Origin of the sequence: Dongia sp. (assembly GCF_041905885.1) — a bacterium.
GTDB lineage: Bacteria > Pseudomonadota > Alphaproteobacteria > Dongiales > Dongiaceae > Dongia.
On record NZ_JAYRKD010000023.1, the window covers coordinates 66,330 to 84,967 of the forward strand.

An 18,638-nucleotide genomic window follows, 5' to 3' on the forward strand; every position below is an offset into this window, starting at 1 on the left:
CGGAGCCTCTAACATTGATCCAAGTCAATGCTTGCCGGAATAGCCCATTGCTGACAGGGAAGCGCCCGTTCCTCAGGCTGCTATTCGATCAATCCGCGGGGCGAGCTATGGCTTCAGGCATGCCCGCTACAGTCGCGCAATATAGCTTGCTTCTCCTGCCAGGCCCGCACCCAGGTCGCATGCTACCGATGCGCCAGATATCGCAGTTCTCACCCCTTCCGGCTCAAATCGTATCGCGCTCTGGTGCGATCCGTCCAATGATGCCGGGGCTGGCCACCGCTCCAATCATCGCGACGATCAGCATTGTGCCGGTTTGCTCGACAAGCATATCCATCGCCATTGAGTCCGGATGGGGAACGAGGATCCTGAGGCCAATCCACACGGCGGCAGCCACGGCAATCCCGCCAAAGGCTCCAGCAATCGCCGGGCGAGCTGACGCGCTACGAGAGATTTGAAAGCCGAAGAGCACCAACAGTGGGACCGAAAGAACTATAGCGGACAGAACGCAATCGATGCTGGGTTCCAGCAGAAGACCTGAAAAGCCACTGGCTGCCCATTGCCGCACCGCCTCAGGCACGAGGACCACAGACCACGCCGCTGAAACGGGCAGCGTGAGCAACACGGCTCGTGATGATCGACCGGGCGCGCTTGTGACAAAGGCCGCGTACGCAGCCAAGAGCGATGTGAATGCCGCTGCGAGCAGGCTCGCAACCACAGCCGGACCGGAGGTGAACGCAACGGTGTTTCCGTGCCTGCCGAGAAGATCGGTCATCGCAAGCCCCAGCGTCACAACGACGCAGAAGCGCAACACTTTGCGCTCCGGAGACTCGATAGGTTCGACCGGCTGAGCTCTCTCCGTGAGCCGTGAAATCAGATCAGAGGTTTCCATCGCTCTCTCCGGATCGATATACTTTTGCCATTCGTCGGCTACGGGAGATTCGTTACTTGCGGCCTCTCGGAACGCCGCATGTGCATTGCCGCCGATCGGGTCGGGCGCTATGTTAACATTTGTATACTCTGGCAGCGGGACAAGTGGCGCTTCCCATCGTTCATCACGGGTCATGACCGGCAACCCCACCCAAGGACCGGCGCAGCACTAGAATGGGCGATACGGCCGCCTACTCACTCCTCTTCAGCTCATCCTTTCTCGCGGCGACGTTGGTGCCCGGCTCCTCCGAAGCAACCTTGGCCGCGCTGGTAGTATCGCGGCCGGCGGAAACATGGGCGCTCATGACCGTCGCCACCATTGGCAACACTCTCGGTTCCGCAGTCAATTGGATGTTGGGACGCTGGTTTGCAGAGCTTGCCACCCGCAAGTGGTTTCCGGCCTCCAGTATGGCGCTTCAAGCGGCCGTGGACAGATTTGGCCGATTCGGCAACTGGCTGCTTCTGTTCGCTTGGCTGCCGGTCATTGGAGATCCGATCACCGTGGCGGCTGGCGTCCTTCGCGTAGACTTCCGGCTGTTCATCGTCCTGGTCGCGGTCGGGAAAGCGGCCCGGTACCTCGTTGTGCTCTGGGGCGCCAGGGCGCTCATGCCATTCTTTTAGCGCAGGCCCGAAAATGGATATTTACCTTGTATCGGCGCGGATATCGGGGCAATGATTGATCATGGCCCGCCAGTCGTTCGCCACCGTGTTTGCGTTTGTTTTCAGCATCCTGGCTGTTCTCGGGACGGCGACCACGGCGCCTGTCGGCTCGGGTTACGCCAAGCACTCCGTTGAAGTCGCTGCCGCCCAATCCCAGGTTTCTGACTGCTCCGACAGCGAGCGCGGAGACCGTGGCCCCCCACGCTGCAGCTTGTGCGTCGCACTCTGTGGGGCGGCTTTCACCGCCATCCTGCCGGACGCGGCTTCGGTCGCCTCTCCCATCCGCAGCACAGCCAATCCGCTCGAGATCGAGCGCTTTTCAGATTGGCGCATCGCTCCAGACGATTCCCCTCCCCGCGCCTAGATCACGCGCCTTGCTACCCTGGAAGTCTTAGTCCCTTGACGGGCTGAGGCTGGCAAAGCCGCAAGCTCGGCTAACGGGTCCGCTATGCGGACGATGTAGCAAGCCCGCCGCAACACGATCGTCTGGCTCCGCAGAAGGAGGAAGTCGTAACCATTGTTCGAGTGCGAGGAAGAGAGTTTCCGTTGAAGAATCCAACGCTCGTCGCAGCAGGCGTCGTTGCTGCCGTTCTGGTCGCAATCGGCGGCTGGCAATTGGCCGAACGGGTTTCGCCGGCCGATCCAATCAATGCGGAGACGGTTGTGCGCGGCCAGAAGGTCTATGTCGCCAACTGCGCCTCCTGTCATGGAGATCGGCTGCAGGGACAGCCGAATTGGAAAGAACAAACGGCGGAGGGAGTCCTGCCGGCACCGCCGCACGATGCGACTGGGCATACATGGCATCACCCTGATCAGCAGCTGTTCAAGATCACGAAGCTCGGCGTCGCAGCCCTGGCAGCGAATTACAAGACGAACATGGTCGGTTTTGGCGATCGCCTGCCGGACCAGGAGATCTGGGACGTGATCGCATACATCAAGAGTACATGGCCGCCGGATATTCAGGAGCGCCAGCGCGCAACGACGAAGAGCGCCGCCGAACAGGGCCTCGGTCCGTCGGGCGCACAGTAGCTGAAGATGGCTGCTTCAACGCAAGGAGAGAGCGAGTGACCAGGAGACGACGGCCGATCTTCAGGAAGCAGGTTTCTGGACGACAGAAGGTCGTGCGGACGCTCATTGCCGTGATCCTGCTCACGCTGCTGCTGGGCGCGGGTGTCGGATTGGTGGCTTCTTGATCGGCTGCAAGCAACGGCAAACGGAGAAAGTACAATGGATGTACCCATGAACCCACACTCGGTGATCGGCCGATTGAGTCTCGGCGGCAGCCATCTCGTTCATCTCACCATGCGGATGTATGCAGTCGCTGCCGCGGTGGCGATCTTCACCTTTGCCGCGCTCGGGACGATCACCGCCCTCTGGCCGAACCCCTTTTTCATTCGGATGACCCCGGTCAGCGGAGCGGAAATCCCTGTTCTCGGCTTGCAGTCGCTGCTTTTCGGTCTCTACATCGCCTTGCCGAAGTCGTCCTGCGGCATCAAGTCAGTCGGTGCCGGCAGTCTCTTCACATTTCTGGGCGTGGCCTGCCCGATCTGCAACAAGCTCCTGGTCGCCCTCTTCGGAACTGGTCTGCTGCTGACCTACCTGGAACCGGCCCGCCTCTATCTCGGTCTCGCCGGGCTCGTCGTGACCGGTGCCGCGCTCCTGCTGAAGTCAGCCAATGTCGCGGTGGATGCAGGATTGGAGAAACCGGCGGGGGACTTGTCATGATTGCGGCCCTTCGGAGGCCAGCGCTCAAGGCCGGGGCACCGTTCGTCTTCATGTTGATATCACTGTCGCTCGCGGTGCCCGCCCAGGCGCGCTCGTATCCCAATATCTTTAACTCGAAGGAGATCGCCTCGGTCAACTGGACGGTCAAGATCGGTTCCGTCGTTCAATGGAATGCCATGCTGAAGCGCTGGCAGGGCGGTGCACCCTGCGAGAACAGCACCTGTACCGGTAAAGGCTGGGATCAGCTCGTAGCCAAGGTTCGAGCGGTGGGCAACCCGATGGCAATGATCAAGGAAGCCAATCGGCTAATGAATGATCCCGTCCAGCATCCCTATATCCTCGACATCGATAATTGGGGCAAGGACGAATATTGGGCGACGACCTTTCAGTTCCTCCGCAAGAGCGGCGACTGCGAAGACTATGCAATTGCCAAGTACATGCTGCTGAAGGCAGTCGGCTATCCAGTCGAGAACATGCGGATCGTGACAGTGCGGATTCGCAGCCTAGGCGGGCTCGGACATGCCGTGCTGGTCGTTTATGAGGGAAGCGGGGCCCTCGTACTCGACAACCGTGTGGCCTCGGTGATGGACGAAAAGCTCGTTCGATTGGAGTTTCAGCCCGCGCTTTCGATCAATGAGTTGTCCTGGTGGGTTCACCTGCCGGGGAAGTGAGACGATGGAGGTCTTTAGCCATGCGTAACAGCATTCCTGTCCGTTTCCTGGCGCTTGCGGCCCTTCTGGCCGTCCTCTCATCGCGCGCGGAGGCCGAGAGCGGCACGGCCGTCATATCCGACATTGGCTCTGTCAATTTGGACGAGTTCGTTCAAGAAGCTCAGTCGCCGGTGCCCGACTGGCTCGGCCCACTCGACTTCCCGCAGGTCCCGGTGCCGAGGGAGCAGGACGTCTTCCGCGACCCAGCCACACCCGTTCTCGGAAACCCGGATGGGGACGTCAACGTAGTCGAGTTCTTCGACTACCATTGCAGCTATTGCAAAAAGGTAGCGGCAGACCTCCGGGAGCTCATCCGCACGGATCCAGGGATTCGCCTGGTGATGAAAGAGTATCCCATCCTCGGCGAGGACTCCGTCACCGGCGCCAAGGCCGCGCTTGCCGCGGCGAAACAGGGCCGCTACCGCGAGATGCATGAGACGCTCATGGCGTATCGCGGGCAGTTCACACCGGCAGCGCTGGAGTCGCTAGCTGCTGACGCTCAGGTCGATCCCCAGCGCATGTTCAATGACATGCAGGGGCCGGATATCCAGGAACAGATTTCAAAAACCCTGCTTCAAGGACGAGGTTTGGGCTTCAGCGGTACGCCCGGATTCATCTTCGGCCGGATTCCGGTTCCTGGTGCGATCTCGCTCGACGACATGCGAAAGCTGGTTGCCGAGGCGCGACGCAAAGCTTGCGCATCGGCGCCGTGCTTGGGTTCCGCGTCGCAATTGGCAGGGGACGTCCTGCCAGTGGTCTCGCCTGACGATCATAAGCAATGAGACTCAGAGCATGCTTCGCGACGCCCTCCTCCGCCGGTCCCCTATGACCGCCGCCGCCGCAGCCCTTGTACAGCCCGCCGCAGCCCCTTCGCGCACTGCCTGGATCGACATGGCCCGTGGCATGGCGGAAGTGTCGGTGGTCACCTTCCACATCCTGCAAGCGATGAACAATGCCGGGCTGACGCCCAAGGGTTTGTTCGATTTCTGGACGCCGGTCGGCGACATGATACGCATGCCGCTGATGATGTTCGTCGCGGGTCTCTTCGTCGAATACTCGCTCCGGAAGGGGCCGAAGGCCTATTTCACCGGCAAGCTGCAGCGCGTGGTCTGGCCCTTTCTCGTTTGGGCGCATGTCTATTCGATCTATTGGTACATCAAGCCGTCGCCCTTCGATCAACGGACTTTAGGTGAGGTCCTGATGACCGTGATCACGCCGGGCTCGCATCTCTGGTTCCTGCAATCTCTGTTCATCTACTACGTCGCAGTATTCTTCCTGCTGAAGCGCGGGATCTGGGTCACCCTGGTAGTCTCCGCGCTGGTGCTTGCGGTCATCCCATTCTTCGAAGCGGAGGAGATCCGGCGCTTGTCCTATCTCTTCCTGTTCTTTGTTTTCGGCATCGGCTTCAATCGTATTCTGCGCACCAGGGGATTCCCGTTCGGGCCGATCGTCGGCGCCTCGCTGGTCGCGCTTGCCATTGTGCTGCCGGTGATGATCACCCGCGAGTTCGGCTTTTCGAAGTACTATCTGGTTGCGATTCCGGCGTCGATCGTCGGCGTTGGCGCCTGCTTGGCGATCTCAAGGTTGGCTGTGCATATCCCTGGCGTGAACTGGCTGCTGACTCTGTTCGGCACTTTCTCGCTGGAGATTTATAGCGCCCACGTGATCTTCTCGTCGTTCACACGACAGGTTCTGATGAAGCTGTTTCACTGGGAGTCGTTCTGGCCGATCTTTCTGCTCTGCACCGCGGCTGGTCTGTTCATGCCAATCGTGATGGCTCTGGCCCTGCGCCGGTTCGGTCTCGACGTGGTGTTCGAATGGCCGAAGCATCTGTTCCGCCGCGAACCGGCGGTCGAGCCGCAGAGCTTCTAAGGACTACGCGCGACGCGCCGGTTCAAAGTCCGGCGCGTCGCGCGGGGTTCATACGGCCGATCTTCGGCAGCTTTCCGCACGGAGGCGCGAGGCCTTCATCGGAACCGAGAATCGATGCATCCGAACCTCCCTACATCCCGTGTTCTTTCTGCCACTTCTCCATCTCGGCGATCTCCTCCTTCTGCGATTTGATTATCTGCTCCGCCATCTTCCGCAGCATGGGATCCTTGCCGTATTTGAGCTCGACTTCGGCCATGTCAACTGCACCTTGGTGATGTGGCATCATCATCATAACGAAATCCTTGTCCGGATCGCCCGTCGGCTTCATGGTCTTCATCTTGCTCATCATCTTGTGCTGGGCATCCATGAACGCCGCCGACGAATCCTGGGCTGCGGCCGGATTGATGCCGTTGATCGTCGATCCGCTGAATGCGACGAACAGTACGGCGGCGGCAATGCGTGAACGGAACTGCATGAAATTCTCCTGTGATTGCTCGGTTGGCGGGCGGCGCCAGAAAACCGCCGAACGCGGGCTCCTGGACCACACAGATTTCGCGTCAACGAACGAGCCAGGGAGGACGAGGACGACAATCAGGATTGCTGCACTCCATGAGCAGAGCCGAGTCGATACTCGGTCTATGCCGATCCATTTCGGCAAAGGCGCGGGGCACGGAGAAAATGGATAGGGTGCATGCCTCACAGCACCGCACCTGCGCGCTTGCGCAGCCGCCATAATTTTGCGAAGCGAATGTTACGTCGCCCGCAATTGCCTCACCCGGATGACGGTCCGCCCAACCGAGGGCGTGCGCGGAAGCCGGCGTCGGGACGGCGAATAGGACTAAAAATATCAGCAGCCGCAAAGACTTACGCATGGCCTCCTCAGGATCGGCATGATCTAAACCCGAGGCCGTGTCGACCGTTCCGCACCTGGTAATGATTACACCCGCGGATATCGGGCAGCAGGAGTCGCGACAACAGATGAACAGCCCCCAAGTGATGTCCTCGGGGGCTGCATCGCGTCAGTTCGTTCAGTCGATCAACTTCGTCTTGCTGACCATGCCGGCCTGATAGTGGCCTGGCATTTGGCACGCAAACTCGAGACTTCCCTTAATCGGTTTTGTGAAAGCCCAGATCAGTTCCTTGGTCTCGCCGGGTTGCAACGTGACGGCAGTCTTGTCGTTTTCGTGCTCCATATCCGGCATCTTTTCCATCATCAGAGCATGGGCGCGCTGGCTAGGTGAATCGCCGACGGAGAACTCGTGCGGCATCGCGCCCTTGTTCGTGACGACGAACTTCACCACATCGCCCTTCTTGATATTAAGCGGTTGGTGAAGGAATTTCATTTCGCCGTCGGCCTCGACTGCCTCAACCTTGATCGTCTGTGTCACCTTTTCAGCTTTGCCGGGCTCACCAAAATTGTAATGCCCACCTTCATGGGTACCCGTCGCGCCCGCCAATGTCGGGGCGACGACCACGGTGGTTGCAAGCATCAAAGCGGAAAGAGTCGTTTTCATGTTAGTTCCTTGTTCTGGTATTCAGCGAATTCGATTCAAAGCGACTTCTTCAGTTCATATGCGACCGTTCCTTCCGGATGTTCGTACCAACCGGGATCGGCATAGTCGCCCGGCGCAATGTCCTTTCTCACTTTCAACACCGTGAACATGCCTCCCATCTCGATAGGCCCGAATGGGCCTTCTCCGGTCATCATGGGGAGGGTGTTCGCCGGCAGTTCCATGCCCATGGCAGCCATGTCCTGCATTTCGGCCATGCCGTTTTCGCCCATCGGCATGTACATGTATTCCGGAAGCAGCTTGGCAACCTTCTTGCTCGCGTTCTTCTGGTCGACGCCGATCATGTTCGGCACCTCGTGACCCATCGGCCCCATCGTGTGGTGCGATTTGTGGCAATGGAACGCCCAGTCCCCCTCCACATCAGCGACGAATTCGATCGCCCGCATTGCGCCGACCGGCACATCGGTTGTCACCTCCGGCCATTGCGCGGATGCCGGCACCCATCCCCCATCCGTGCCAGTCACTTTGAACGAGTAGCCGTGCAGGTGGATCGGATGGTTGGTCATCGTGAGATTGCCGATCCGGATGCGGACCCGATCGCCCTTTCGGACGACTAAAGGATCAATGCCGGGAAACGCCCGGCTGTTGAAGGTCCACATGTTGAAGTCGGTCATCTCTGCGGTGTTGGGCACGAAGGTGCCGGGATCGATATCCCAGCTCGCCAGCAGGAAGCAGAAGTCGCGATCGACCCGATGCGCGCCGCTGCGCGGGTGGACGATGAACATGCCCATCATCCCCATCGCCATCTGCACCATCTCGTCGGAATGCGGGTGGTACATGAAGGTACCGCTCTGCCTGAGAGTGAACTCGTAGACATAGGTCTTGCCCTTGGGGATATGGGGCTGGGTCAGGCCGCCGACGCCGTCCATGCCGCTCGGCAGCAGGATGCCGTGCCAGTGGATTGTCGTATGCTCTGGCAGCTTGTTGGTGACGAAGATCCGAACCCGGTCTCCTTCCACCGCTTCGATGGTCGGCCCCGGTGAGGCGCCGTTATAGCCCCAGCAGTTCACCACCATCCCCGGTGCGAACTCGCGCCGCACCGGCTCGGCGACCAGGTGGAACTCCTTGACCCCATCATTCATCCGCCAGGGCAGCGAGCCACCATTCAAGGTGACGACCGGCGTGTAACGCCCCTCCGTGGGCGTGGGCGCGCGGGTAGAAGGGTCGGGAAAGCGCTCGGGCTCCGCCGGGGCCGCACTCACTTTGCCGGCAAAGCCGGCAAAGCCAGCACCGGCCGCAAGGGTCACGCCCGAGGCTGCGAAGAACTCTCTTCGGTTCATAATTCTCTCCTTAATTCTTCGGCAACGCTCCGCCGAGCGTCTGGGTAAGTTCTGCTTCGGCGATCCAATAGTCGCGCAGCGCTTCTACATAGTCGCGGCCGGCCTCGATCTCGCCTTGCGTGTCCGCGATCAGGTCGTAGACCCCGAGCAGCATGCCGTTGTATTCGAGCTGGGTTTCGCCAAGGATTGCCTGGGAGAGCGGCAGAACCGTCTCCTTCTGGTACTTGGCGAGGTCATAACGGGTCTGAAGTACCGCATAGTTCTCGCGTACTTCTGAGCGGACATCGACGGCGGTGTGCCAAAGCGCCCACCCATTCCGCTCCTGCAGCGCGTCGAAGCGCCGCTCGAGGGCATGCTCCTCGAGCCCGGAAAATTCCGGGCGCGTCGCGGGCAGATCGGGCAGTTTCAGGGGCGCGGCCCAATTCGCTTCGTCGCCCCAGAGTACAAGGAGACGGTTCAGGGCTTCCCGCGCCGCTATGGATTCGAGTTTTGCTTCGGCAAGACTCTTGACCACCTCGGCATGCGACATCTGCTGCAATGCCTGGGACCGGCGGTTAGTGGTGCCCGCCGCATATTGGGCGTTCGCCAGTTCTGCGGCGGCCTGAGTCGCGGTCGCCGCCTGCTCCAGCATCGCCTGGAGCTGGTGCGCGGCAACCGCCTCGAAATAGGCCTTGCGCACCACTTCGCCGGTTTCGAGGAAATCCTCTGTGACATCCAGGTAGGTGTCGGGAAATTCGCGCGGGCGAATCGTGTTCACCGATTTCATGAGCGCCAGCCTCGCCGCAGCCCAGTCAATTGCGGTGCGGTCCGGCTCTTTCTCCTGCTGCGCCTGTTCGGTCATTTCCGCGACCAGATCCTCGTCCCAGATCTGAGCAGCCTGATAATGTTGCTGCAGTTTCGGCGTGTTCAGCATCGCGATCTCGACCGCGGCACCGACGGTGAGCGGCTTTGCGACCAGGGCTTTCACGCGGCGCTGTGCGGCCTCCTGATAATCACTGAGGCCGCCGATTGGCTTGCGAGCGAGATAGTCGCTGCGCTCAAGCACCCTCCCGGTATCGGGAAAGTTCTCCAGCGTCGTGGCAGCACAACCCGCCGTGAGCAAAGCGGCGCCGGCGACCAGCGCCAGTCTCTTCTGTGTCTTCATCTTGGCTGTCTTTCTCAATGGGTCATGTTGCCGTGGTCCATGCCTCCATGGTCCATGTCTGGCATGGCCTCGGCTTCCGCCTTTTCCGCGGCAGGCGCTCCCGACGGGGCTGGTGCGTAGGAAGGTGACGCCACGTCGCGGGTCAACATCGGCACCGCGAGGGCGAAGGGATCGTCTGATTGAGCCGCGCGGTACACTGGATCTGTATCGCCGGGATGTGTGAGGGCGGCGCTGTCGTCGCTTTCCGCCCGGACAGGCTGTGTCCAGGCGAGCGTGATGGCGGCGCAGATAAGCGCCAACCTGAGGCTGTTCATGGAAGTTTCCTATTCCGGTCGCGCTGGAGATATGCCGCGCGAAAGCACGCGGCCTGATCTTCAGCACGATGAATGCAAATCGGCCCTGCCGAGAAATGCGTTCTCAGCGGGACGCGCGAATAGCTTGCAGGCTAGGAGGCTTTCGGAGGACGTAGATTGCTTGCTGTGTCGGCTGATTCGCCGACAGCCGCGGCGAGGCGGAACGCTGCCGTGCTCACGCTGGGCTCGTACAAGGCTTGTTCGGGGGCTGAAATGCATCCTGCGCACCCGCCGAAGCCGCCGTGGCAGAGGGAAGCTTCGCCCTTGGCGGAGCGATCCACTTCGCCTAGATCGATGGCGATTTCGCTCTCGGAATCCTGACCTGGATTCTCATGGCTATGCCCGGCTTCGTGCTCGCTTTGTGTGTCCGGATGGCAACCGCTATGCACGTCCGCCACCGCCGCGAACGACGCTGTCGCCAGAAAGGCAATAGCCAGAAGGAATCGGGACAGCCGAACCATCATCTTGCGGCAGAGCAGCTAGTCGTGTGTTCGGGCCGATCTATAGAGAGCGTCATGGTCGCCGCCTGCACATTCGACAGAGTCATGCCGAGAGCGAAGGCGACGCCAGGCAGAATAGTCAGGATCCGGCGCGTGGTCGGTTGCGTCATCACCTGATTTTGGCCGAGAAAGCGATCCGACTCAAGCGCGATCACGGATCTTTGAGGCCGCTTGGAACAGCCGGCATGTCGCTCACCCGACTGGGGTCGTGGTGACGCGAAGGACCGCCTCGGCAGCGGGATTAGCGAAGCCGTCCTGCGCCACGGTGACGACGCCGTGTCGGACCCCACCCTGGTTTGCGGCTTTCTGCCGCGGCACCTGGTCGGCACAGATGCCATGCCGCGGGTTAACTTCCATACTCGCATCATAGGGCCGGATGGCTGCTGTCAGATCACCGGAGACCGCTTTGCCCGCGGCACCGAACAGCGCCAAAACTGCCGCCCTCCAGTCCGTAGGACTTTGTCGTTCGAGATCGTCGTCGCAAAACGCCAGCCGGTCGCTTACGCAGTGACCAGTCTCATGACTCTGGGTCCTGCGACATTCCTGCGGTTGACGCTTCACGGTAAATGGCATAGGGGTCTACCCTATGCACACCAAGTCGAACAAAAACCAACTCTTGGCTCGCATCCGTCGCATTGCCGGCCAAGTTTCGGCGATCGAGAAGGCGATCGACACCGAAGCAGGATGTTCCGTGATCCTTCATCAGGTTGCGGGCGTCCGTGGCGCGGTTCTCGGGCTGATGGATGAGCTAATCGAGGACCACGTCCGTGAACATGTCGCAAAGTCCGGTTTATCCAGCGACCAGCGCGCCCGGGGTGCGGAAGAACTGATCGACGCCGTTCGACGGTACACGAAGTAGGTCCCAAGATGATCGTCCAACCCGGTTCTGAATCCCTGCATCACGAGCATCTCTTCCTGGGTCACGCTCACGATGCCAATGCCCGCCGCACCCTTTGGGTCGTCAGCCTGACCGCGGCAATGATGGTCGGCGAGATTTTCGCTGGCGTGATCTTTAATTCGATGGCACTGCTCGCCGATGGCGTCCACATGGCCACCCACGCAGGCGCTCTGGCCGTTGCCGCGATCGCCTATGCCTACGCTAGGCGACATGCGCGGAACCGGCTTTACAGCTTCGGTACCGGGAAGGTGGGCGATCTCGCCGGCTTCGCCTCGGCTGTCGCGCTGGGTCTGGTTGCGATTGGCATTGCGGTCGAATCTGTAGGGCGCCTCATGGATCCCCGTCCAGTTGCCTTTCTCGAGGCAACTGCGATCGCCGTCCTGGGACTCCTGGTGAACATCGCCAGCGCCTTGGTACTCGGACATGGCCACGAGCACCACCTTGATCACCCTCATCACAACGGCCGTGCTCATGAGCATCAGGACAACAACCTGCGCTCGGCCTATGTGCATGTCCTCGCGGACGCACTGACATCGGTTCTGGCGATTGCTGCCTTGCTGGGTGGCCGCTACTTGGGCTGGATCTGGCTCGATCCTGTAATTGGCCTGCTGGGCGCCATCGTCATCGCAGTCTGGTCTTGGGCCCTGATCCGGGATACCTCAGCCGTTCTTCTGGATGCTTCTGACTTTGAACTCGAGGCGGATATCCGCCAGCAAGTTGAGGGGCCCGGAGATGCCACAATCACCGACCTGCACCTCTGGCGGATCGGGCCCGCCGTCCATGCCGCAATCGTCAGCGTCACCGGCGCCGACCATGAGACGGTCCGAGAGCGCCTGGCCCCGGTCCATGAGATCGGTCACCTGACCGTTGAGGTACGGTAGCTTATAACGGAGATGTCTGCTCGCCGGCAGACCCCGCCGCCGTCCCTTGGGAATGCTCGTTCGAGCCAGCAGGATCGCAAGAACTGCCTGTCACCGATGACCGTCTGCTGCCGGATGAATACGAAGACGACAATGCCGAGGACGACGCTTGCGCCGTCGATCGTCCAGTTCCAGACCCTCTTCTTGTACATCATGCCCATCAGGAAAATTTCGAACACCATCATCGGCGCCATCATAAGTGCCGCCATGTAGACCTGGTTCAGACTCATGTACACGTTATCAATGGTGTCCACCATCGCATACGTTAGTATGTACATCGCGATGAACGAGAACACGGCCATGGCGCCGAGACGCCAGTAGTGTTGCGTTTCCATATCGCGTTCCTCTCAATCGGAGTGCAGCAGTCGATCAGGTTGGGGTTCATGCAAGAGAGCGGCGAATACCGGCTCTTGTCCGACATTCCTCACTTGGCGCTCTACAATGACGAACAGTTTTCAGCCGAATTTGTTGCGTTCTCTGCCCGCTGCGCGGCAAGGAACGGGATTTCTTGGCGGCTGGATGCGGCGCATAAGAAGCTGATTGCGTGGGGTTTGTCGCGTTGGAAGGAAGGACCCGAAAGACCGCGCTGGTGCAGATCGATGTAACCAGCTGTCTCCCTCATCCGGATTCATGTTCGGAGACTAGGCGATCATCTTCGACTATGCGGACGCATTTGGGTGGCCGCGCCATCCATCGACCTCACACGGCTAGGATATCATCCTTCGCCAGTTTCTGGAATGCGACACTGGCCGATCTCCAGAGCAGGGCAAAAATCGAAACCGAGATGCCGAACAGTCCAGCGTAAAAGCAGGGACGGCCCAATTGAGCGATAAGGAAACCCTCGCCGAACGCCACATCGAAGACACTGCCACAAATGGGACAGATGAGGGCGAAGACCGTGAACAGAATGCCGGCTCCAGCGAATCTAGCGCCTATGAATTTTTCCCGGAGCGCAAAGAAAAGCCCAAGCACCGCTGATTCCGCCCCGAGCAACCAGAGATCGGAACTGTCCATCTCGGCAGCACGAAGAGCCAGCGGAGTGGACCAAGCGCCTAGGATTGTGCCAAAGCCGACGAAGATCGCCGCAGCCAGTGCAATCCCGAGGAGATAATCACGTGGCTTGAGACTGAGAAGGTTGGCCAGCCCAAGCAAAGCATAGGTAATGAAATTCAGCGGACCGTCCACAACAAGCCTTTCCGCCAGATGCTCCAAGAATACAACCCGGCATCGTGCACCGCGACCGGCGCGTCGCAACAAGAGGGTATTATGCCACGACCTTCATGCATTCTCCACTGATGGACGCCATGAACCGTACAGGATCGTGTAACTGCGCCCATCTCATCAGCTGGTCCGCGAGCGCCGAATGCCAGGTCCCGTCGAATGCCCCTTCTTCATCTTTCCGATGTGGCCAACCGTGGCCCGCCTCTTTGCCGCAACCGTTCTAGCAGTTGGATCGGCCTCGGCCAGATCCTCGATGATTGGGCAGTCCGGCCGATCGTTGCCCTGGCAGTGAGCCACGAGATGCTCGAGAGTCTGCGACATGGCCTGGAGGTCGGCGATCCTGCCCTTGAGTTCCGCAATGTGCTGAAGCGCGACGGACTTTACATCCGCGCTTGCGCGGCTGCGGTCACGCCACAGCGCCAGCAGTTGCGTGATCTGTTCAACCGGGAAACCCAGGTCCCGGGCACGGCGGATGAAGCGCAGAGCATGCACGTCTGGCGCGCTGTAACTGCGGTACCCGGCCTCAGAGCGGACGGCCTTAGGAATGAGACCAGTCTGCTCGTAATACCGGATCATTTTGGCCGAAACCCCTGACGCCTTTGCCGCCTCTCCAATGTTCATGGCTGGCCCCGAGTAAACTTCAACTTGCTGGGTTGTCACTGTGCCGCAGCGTATGTCGCCTGCTGAGTATCATGCTCGGCCACGGACGCCGCTATGGCAAGCGGCGGCCGGAAACGCCTGAGCCGCAGGGCATTTCCCACCACGAAGACGCTCGACAAGGCCATCGCGCCGGCGGCGTAGACCGGCGACAGCAGCAGACCATAGACCGCGTAGAGCGCCCCCGCGGCAATCGGAATCAAGCTGGCATTGTAGGCGAAGGCCCAAAAGAGATTCTGCTTGATGTTGCGGATCGTCGCCTGACTGAGCGCGATCGCATTCGACACGCCGCGCAGGTCACCCGCCATCAGGATCACGCTGGCGGACTCGATCGCCACGTCCGTGCCCGTCCCGATCGCGATCCCGACATCGGCTTCGGCCAAGGCCGGCGCATCGTTGATTCCATCGCCGACGAAAGCCACTTTTCCGAATTTTTCCCGTAGGGCCTTGAGCGCCTCAACCTTGCCTTCCGGCAGAACCTCGGACTCAACTTCATCGATATGGAGAGTGCGGGCGATGGCGCGTGCCGTCTCGGCGTTGTCGCCGGTGATCATTGCGACCTTCAAGCCGAGCCGATGGAACGACTGGATCGCCTCCGGCGTGGTGGGCTTGATCGGGTCCGCCACCGCCATTACCGCCGCGAGCTTGCCATCGACGGCCGCATAGAGCGGGCTCTTGCCGTCCATCGCCAGTCGGGTGGTGGTGGGGCCGAGGTCCGCGACGTCGTAGCCCAGCTTTCTCATGTAGCGGTCGGCACCCACTTCGATCTTGCATCCTTCGACGCCCGCAGCGACGCCGAATCCCGGCACAACCTGAAACGCTTCCGCAGTGCCGATCTTCAGCTTGCGCTTCAAGGCTGCCTCCACGATCGCCTGCGCGATCGGATGCTCCGAGCGGCTCTCGACCGCGGCGACCAGGCGAAGAACCTTTTCCGCCGTGAAGCCGGCAAGCGGCACCAGGTTGGTGAGCTCAGGATGGCCCTTCGTCAATGTGCCGGTCTTATCCAAGGCAATGACCCGCGCTGCACGCAAAGCCTGGAGTGCGTCACCCTTGCGGAACAACACGCCCATTTCCGCCGCGCGGCCGGTGCCGACCATGATGGAAGTCGGCGTCGCCAGGCCCATCGCACAAGGGCACGCAATGATGAGAACCGCTACGGCGTTCACCAACGCAAAGCTGAGTGCCGGTTCCGGGCCGAACACCAGCCAGCTGACGAAGGTCACGGCCGCCATACCCATGACGACGGGCACGAAGACGTAAGTCACTTTGTCGACCAGCGCCTGGATCGGAAGCTTCGCGCCTTGGGCCTGTTCGACCATCCGGATGATCTGGGCAAGAACCGTATCGGCGCCAACCCTCGTCGCCCGTAAGGTAAACGAACCGGCCTTGTTGATCGTGCCGCCAACCACCGTCGCCCCCATGCCCTTCTGTACTGGAACGGGTTCTCCGGTGATCATTGATTGATCGACGTAGGACGTTCCCTCGATAACTTCGCCATCTACCGGAATCCGCTCGCCGGGACGAACCTGGACGAGGTCGCCGCTTCTAACTTCCGCGAGCGGAACCTCCACGCCCGCTCCGTCCCGCAGGACGCGGGCGGTCTTCGCCTGCAAGCCGACCAGATGTCGGATCGCCTCGGACGTCCGCCCCTTGGCGCGGGCTTCAAGCAGGCGACCCAGCAGGATCAGCGTGACGATGACAGCGGCGGCTTCATAGTAGACGTTGCGCGTGCCCATGGGCAGAACGCCGGGCGCGAACGTAGCGATGACGGAATAGCCCCACGCCGCGCCAGCACCCAGCGCGACCAGCGAATTCATATCCGGGGCGCCACGCAGCAATGCCGGCAGGCCTTTTTGAAAGAAGCGAAGCCCCGGCCCGAACAGGACGATTGTGGCGAGAAAGAACTGGAGGTACCAGCTCTCCGCGTGACCGATCACCCGCATGACCCAGGCCTCGACCTGCGGCAGCACGTGCGAACCCATCTCCAGCAAGAAGACCGGCAATGTTAAAATGAGAGCGATGAGGAAGGCGCGACGAAGCGACCTCAACTCGCGATCGCGTCGCTCGACGTCAAGGTCGGCGGTGGTGCCGGCGGGCATCAGCGCAGTCGCTTCGTAGCCTGTAGCACTCACCGCTGCCACGAGGTCGGCCGTCGAGACGGCGCCGGAAACAACCCAAACCTGGGCGCGCTCGGTTGCCAGATTGACGTCTGCCTTCAGCACGCCTCTAAAGCGGGAAAGGGCCTTCTCGACCCGTCCGACGCAAGACGCGCAGGTCATGCCCTCGACCCGGAGCTCAATCATTTCCTGTCCGACGGAATAGCCGACATCCTCGACGGCACGGATGATCGAGCTCAGATCGGGACGGCCCGCGAAGACGACATCCGCCCGCTCGGTGGCCAGGTTGACGGAGGCAGTGCTTATTCCGGGGAGAACCTTGAGCGCCTTTTCCACGCGGCCGACGCATGAGGCGCAGGTCATCCCCTCGACTCGCACCGAGAAAGCGTGGTCGGACATCGGGGCACTCGTTGGTTGCTGCGAGACAGCCGGCGGGTTCATTGCGTCAATTTTCCCTGGTTTCGCTTGGCCCATAGATAGGGGTTCCAATGATGGGAAGGTCAAGGGGTCGGACCGACAAATTCCGGGGTTGACCTTCCCACGATGGGAAGCCCCATCTAGCTTGGCAGCGAACCAGAGGAGGAATACATGCTTCGCTTCAATATCCCGAATATGACCTGCGGCGGCTGCGCCAGATCCGTAACCAAGGCCGTGCATAACGTGGACGCCAAGGCCAGGATTGAGGCCGATCCAGCGGCGCGCGAGGTCCGAATCGAGAGCTCGGCTGATCAGCACACCTTGCTTTCTGCCCTGGCTGCTGCCGGCTTCCCGGCGGAACGCAAGCCGGACACTGCTGCCTGAATAGGCTCTGTTTCTAAACCCAACGGACGCTCAGGCCCGGCGTCAGATCTCCGAACAGGAGACGCCGGGCCTCACCGGGTATTCTTGATCATGATCGACCCCGCATCCCGCCGGATCCGGCGCTTCCGCTCAAGCGCGGCGAGGGCTCGGTAGAACGCTTCCCGAGTCAGTCCGAGCTCGGCTGCGAAATCCTGCAGTGCGCCCTCGACCATCACCCTGCCCTGTCGATCCGCCTCAAGCTCCAGAAAGTGCAAAATCCGCTCCGCGGCGGAGCGGATGTTCCTGAGCTCGATCCGCTGGCGCGCGCGATGAAGCTGCCGCGCCATGACAGCGACCAAAGCTCGACCGGATCCGGCCACAGGCCGTGGCGGCAGGCGCCTTCAGCCCCGACGTGGTCGAGCGGTTCGGGCGCGTCATGCGCGAGAACATCACGGCCAGCGAAACGCCCTTCCGGAAGGCGTACATCCGCTCCGTGGTCGATCGGATCGAAGTGGGCGACGGCCTGATTCGCATTGTCGGAGATGTCGCCACCATCGGCCGAGCCGTGGCCGACAAGCAAACCGGCTTCCCCGGTGTTCGTGGTTTTGAACGGAATTGGCGTCCCCAACGGGATTCGAACCCGTGTCTACACCGTGAAAGGGTGTTGTCCTAGGCCTCTAGACGATGGGGACGCAAGAGTGCCGCGGGGGTGTTAAGTTCCCGGGGTGACGCGCCTTTTATAGGCTGCAGGCCTCGAAATCAACCTTCCGATTTCCGCGCCAGTCGGCGCTTTCGCGCCGGCCCGGCATCGGCCATAATCCTCGCCCTCAAGCGGCTGAATTCTCAGCCGATTTCTCCGCATAACCTTCTGAAAACACGAGGTCTTTCCATGTCGATCAAGCGCATTGGCGATCACGGCAATCTGTGCGACGCGGTGGTCCATAACGGGCTCGCCTATCTCGCCGGCCATGTGGCCGACGATCCGGTCTCGGCTTCGGTCTATGAGCAGACCAAGAACATCCTGAAGCAGATCGACGAGACCCTGGCCCAGTGCGGCTCCGACAAGTCGAAGATCCTGAAGGCCAATATCTGGCTCTCCGACATCTCGACCTTCGCCGAGATGAACAAGGCCTGGGCGGAATGGGTCTCCAAGGGCAACGCCCCGGCGCGCGCCACCGTGGAATCCAAGCTCGCCGACCCGAAATACAAGGTCGAGATCATGCTGACCGCGGCGATCTGATCGCCGATCTCTCGCGGCCTCTCCGCCGCCGCTGCGGCGGAGAGGATTACCCTTAGGCCTATT

General features: G+C 60.9%; 23 protein-coding genes and 1 tRNA gene. 11 read left to right on the forward strand and 13 right to left on the reverse strand.

Features of this window, described 5'->3' with window-relative positions; genetic code table 11:
• Positions 1-223: 223 nt before the first annotated feature.
• Positions 224-1,063, reverse strand: a complete 840-nt coding sequence (locus ACH2CY_RS20620; RefSeq protein ID WP_395021340.1) for an NrsF family protein — start codon at positions 1,061-1,063, stop codon at positions 224-226.
• 38 nt (positions 1,064-1,101) lie between these two features.
• Between ACH2CY_RS20620 and ACH2CY_RS20625 the strand changes: the two genes are divergently transcribed.
• The 7 genes from ACH2CY_RS20625 to ACH2CY_RS20655 all read left to right on the forward strand — a co-directional run bounded on the left by ACH2CY_RS20625 (position 1,102) and on the right by ACH2CY_RS20655 (position 5,894).
• Positions 1,102-1,548, forward strand: coding sequence for a YqaA family protein (locus tag ACH2CY_RS20625; RefSeq protein WP_395021342.1), 447 nt, complete (start codon positions 1,102-1,104; stop codon positions 1,546-1,548).
• Between the two features lie 55 nt (positions 1,549-1,603).
• Complete coding sequence (locus ACH2CY_RS20630) at positions 1,604-1,951, forward strand: hypothetical protein (protein ID WP_395021343.1); 348 nt, start codon at positions 1,604-1,606, stop codon at positions 1,949-1,951.
• 182 nt (positions 1,952-2,133) lie between these two features.
• Positions 2,134-2,616 (forward strand): c-type cytochrome, encoded by a 483-nt coding sequence (locus ACH2CY_RS20635; protein WP_395021345.1) that lies wholly within the window; start codon positions 2,134-2,136, stop codon positions 2,614-2,616.
• Between the two features lie 237 nt (positions 2,617-2,853).
• Entirely contained in the window at positions 2,854-3,312 is a 459-nt protein-coding gene (locus ACH2CY_RS20640; protein ID WP_395021346.1) for a hypothetical protein, read from the forward strand.
• Entirely contained in the window at positions 3,309-3,983 is a 675-nt protein-coding gene (locus tag ACH2CY_RS20645; RefSeq protein WP_395021348.1) for a transglutaminase-like cysteine peptidase, read from the forward strand. Before ACH2CY_RS20640 ends, ACH2CY_RS20645 begins: the two co-directional genes overlap by 4 nt.
• Positions 3,984-4,003: 20 nt before the next feature.
• Entirely contained in the window at positions 4,004-4,804 is an 801-nt protein-coding gene (locus ACH2CY_RS20650; protein WP_395021349.1) for a DsbA family protein, read from the forward strand.
• Positions 4,805-4,913: 109 nt separating this feature from the next.
• A complete protein-coding gene (locus ACH2CY_RS20655) occupies positions 4,914-5,894 on the forward strand; it encodes an acyltransferase family protein (RefSeq protein WP_395021351.1) in 981 nt (326 codons plus the stop codon).
• 130 nt (positions 5,895-6,024) lie between these two features.
• On the opposite strand, the gene ACH2CY_RS20660 is transcribed toward ACH2CY_RS20655, so the two are convergent.
• The 6 genes from ACH2CY_RS20660 to ACH2CY_RS20685 form a co-directional block, all read right to left on the reverse strand.
• Positions 6,025-6,369: a DUF305 domain-containing protein gene (locus ACH2CY_RS20660; RefSeq protein ID WP_395021352.1), complete on the reverse strand. Its 345-nt coding sequence runs from the start codon at positions 6,367-6,369 to the stop codon at positions 6,025-6,027.
• Positions 6,370-6,922: 553 nt separating this feature from the next.
• Positions 6,923-7,408: a plastocyanin/azurin family copper-binding protein gene (locus ACH2CY_RS20665; protein WP_395021354.1), complete on the reverse strand. Its 486-nt coding sequence runs from the start codon at positions 7,406-7,408 to the stop codon at positions 6,923-6,925.
• A 35-nt stretch (positions 7,409-7,443) separates the two neighbouring features.
• Positions 7,444-8,745, reverse strand: a complete 1,302-nt coding sequence (locus ACH2CY_RS20670; protein ID WP_395021356.1) for a multicopper oxidase family protein — start codon at positions 8,743-8,745, stop codon at positions 7,444-7,446.
• Positions 8,746-8,755: 10 nt separating this feature from the next.
• Entirely contained in the window at positions 8,756-9,889 is a 1,134-nt protein-coding gene (locus ACH2CY_RS20675) for a hypothetical protein (RefSeq protein WP_395021357.1), read from the reverse strand.
• A 14-nt stretch (positions 9,890-9,903) separates the two neighbouring features.
• Positions 9,904-10,203, reverse strand: a complete 300-nt coding sequence (locus ACH2CY_RS20680) for a hypothetical protein (RefSeq protein ID WP_395021358.1) — start codon at positions 10,201-10,203, stop codon at positions 9,904-9,906.
• A 731-nt stretch (positions 10,204-10,934) separates the two neighbouring features.
• The gene (locus tag ACH2CY_RS20685) at positions 10,935-11,099 is read right to left on the reverse strand and encodes a hypothetical protein (protein WP_395021359.1); all 165 of its coding nucleotides are present in this window, start codon (positions 11,097-11,099) and stop codon (positions 10,935-10,937) included.
• Positions 11,100-11,328: 229 nt separating this feature from the next.
• On the opposite strand from ACH2CY_RS20685, the gene ACH2CY_RS20690 reads away from it, so the two are divergent.
• Together ACH2CY_RS20690 and dmeF are read left to right on the forward strand one after the other, a co-directional pair.
• On the forward strand, positions 11,329-11,601 hold the full coding sequence (locus tag ACH2CY_RS20690) for a metal/formaldehyde-sensitive transcriptional repressor (protein ID WP_395021360.1): 273 nt from the start codon (positions 11,329-11,331) through the stop codon (positions 11,599-11,601).
• Between the two features lie 8 nt (positions 11,602-11,609).
• Positions 11,610-12,521, forward strand: a complete 912-nt coding sequence (gene dmeF / locus ACH2CY_RS20695) for a CDF family Co(II)/Ni(II) efflux transporter DmeF (RefSeq protein ID WP_395021362.1) — start codon at positions 11,610-11,612, stop codon at positions 12,519-12,521.
• Here the strand turns inward: dmeF and ACH2CY_RS20700 are convergent.
• From ACH2CY_RS20700 to ACH2CY_RS20715, 4 genes are all read right to left on the reverse strand, one after another.
• Positions 12,497-12,895, reverse strand: coding sequence for a hypothetical protein (locus tag ACH2CY_RS20700; RefSeq protein WP_395021363.1), 399 nt, complete (start codon positions 12,893-12,895; stop codon positions 12,497-12,499). The two genes, dmeF and ACH2CY_RS20700, sit on opposite strands and share 25 nt — an antisense overlap.
• A gap of 364 nt (positions 12,896-13,259) precedes the next feature.
• Complete coding sequence (locus ACH2CY_RS20705) at positions 13,260-13,772, reverse strand: hypothetical protein (protein WP_395021366.1); 513 nt, start codon at positions 13,770-13,772, stop codon at positions 13,260-13,262.
• Positions 13,773-13,901: 129 nt separating this feature from the next.
• Positions 13,902-14,402: a Cu(I)-responsive transcriptional regulator gene (gene cueR / locus ACH2CY_RS20710; RefSeq protein WP_395021367.1), complete on the reverse strand. Its 501-nt coding sequence runs from the start codon at positions 14,400-14,402 to the stop codon at positions 13,902-13,904.
• A 35-nt stretch (positions 14,403-14,437) separates the two neighbouring features.
• Entirely contained in the window at positions 14,438-16,954 is a 2,517-nt protein-coding gene (locus ACH2CY_RS20715) for a heavy metal translocating P-type ATPase (RefSeq protein WP_395021368.1), read from the reverse strand.
• A gap of 189 nt (positions 16,955-17,143) precedes the next feature.
• Here ACH2CY_RS20715 and ACH2CY_RS20720 point away from each other — a divergent pair, with 189 nt between their 5' ends.
• Positions 17,144-17,356, forward strand: a complete 213-nt coding sequence (locus ACH2CY_RS20720; protein ID WP_395021369.1) for a heavy-metal-associated domain-containing protein — start codon at positions 17,144-17,146, stop codon at positions 17,354-17,356.
• A 71-nt stretch (positions 17,357-17,427) separates the two neighbouring features.
• On the opposite strand, the gene ACH2CY_RS20725 is transcribed toward ACH2CY_RS20720, so the two are convergent.
• Positions 17,428-17,682: a helix-turn-helix domain-containing protein gene (locus ACH2CY_RS20725; RefSeq protein ID WP_395021370.1), complete on the reverse strand. Its 255-nt coding sequence runs from the start codon at positions 17,680-17,682 to the stop codon at positions 17,428-17,430.
• A 269-nt stretch (positions 17,683-17,951) separates the two neighbouring features.
• A tRNA-Glu gene (locus tag ACH2CY_RS20730) sits at positions 17,952-18,027 on the reverse strand.
• A gap of 197 nt (positions 18,028-18,224) precedes the next feature.
• Here ACH2CY_RS20730 and ACH2CY_RS20735 point away from each other — a divergent pair.
• Entirely contained in the window at positions 18,225-18,575 is a 351-nt protein-coding gene (locus tag ACH2CY_RS20735; protein WP_395021372.1) for a RidA family protein, read from the forward strand.
• Positions 18,576-18,638: the final 63 nt, after the last annotated feature.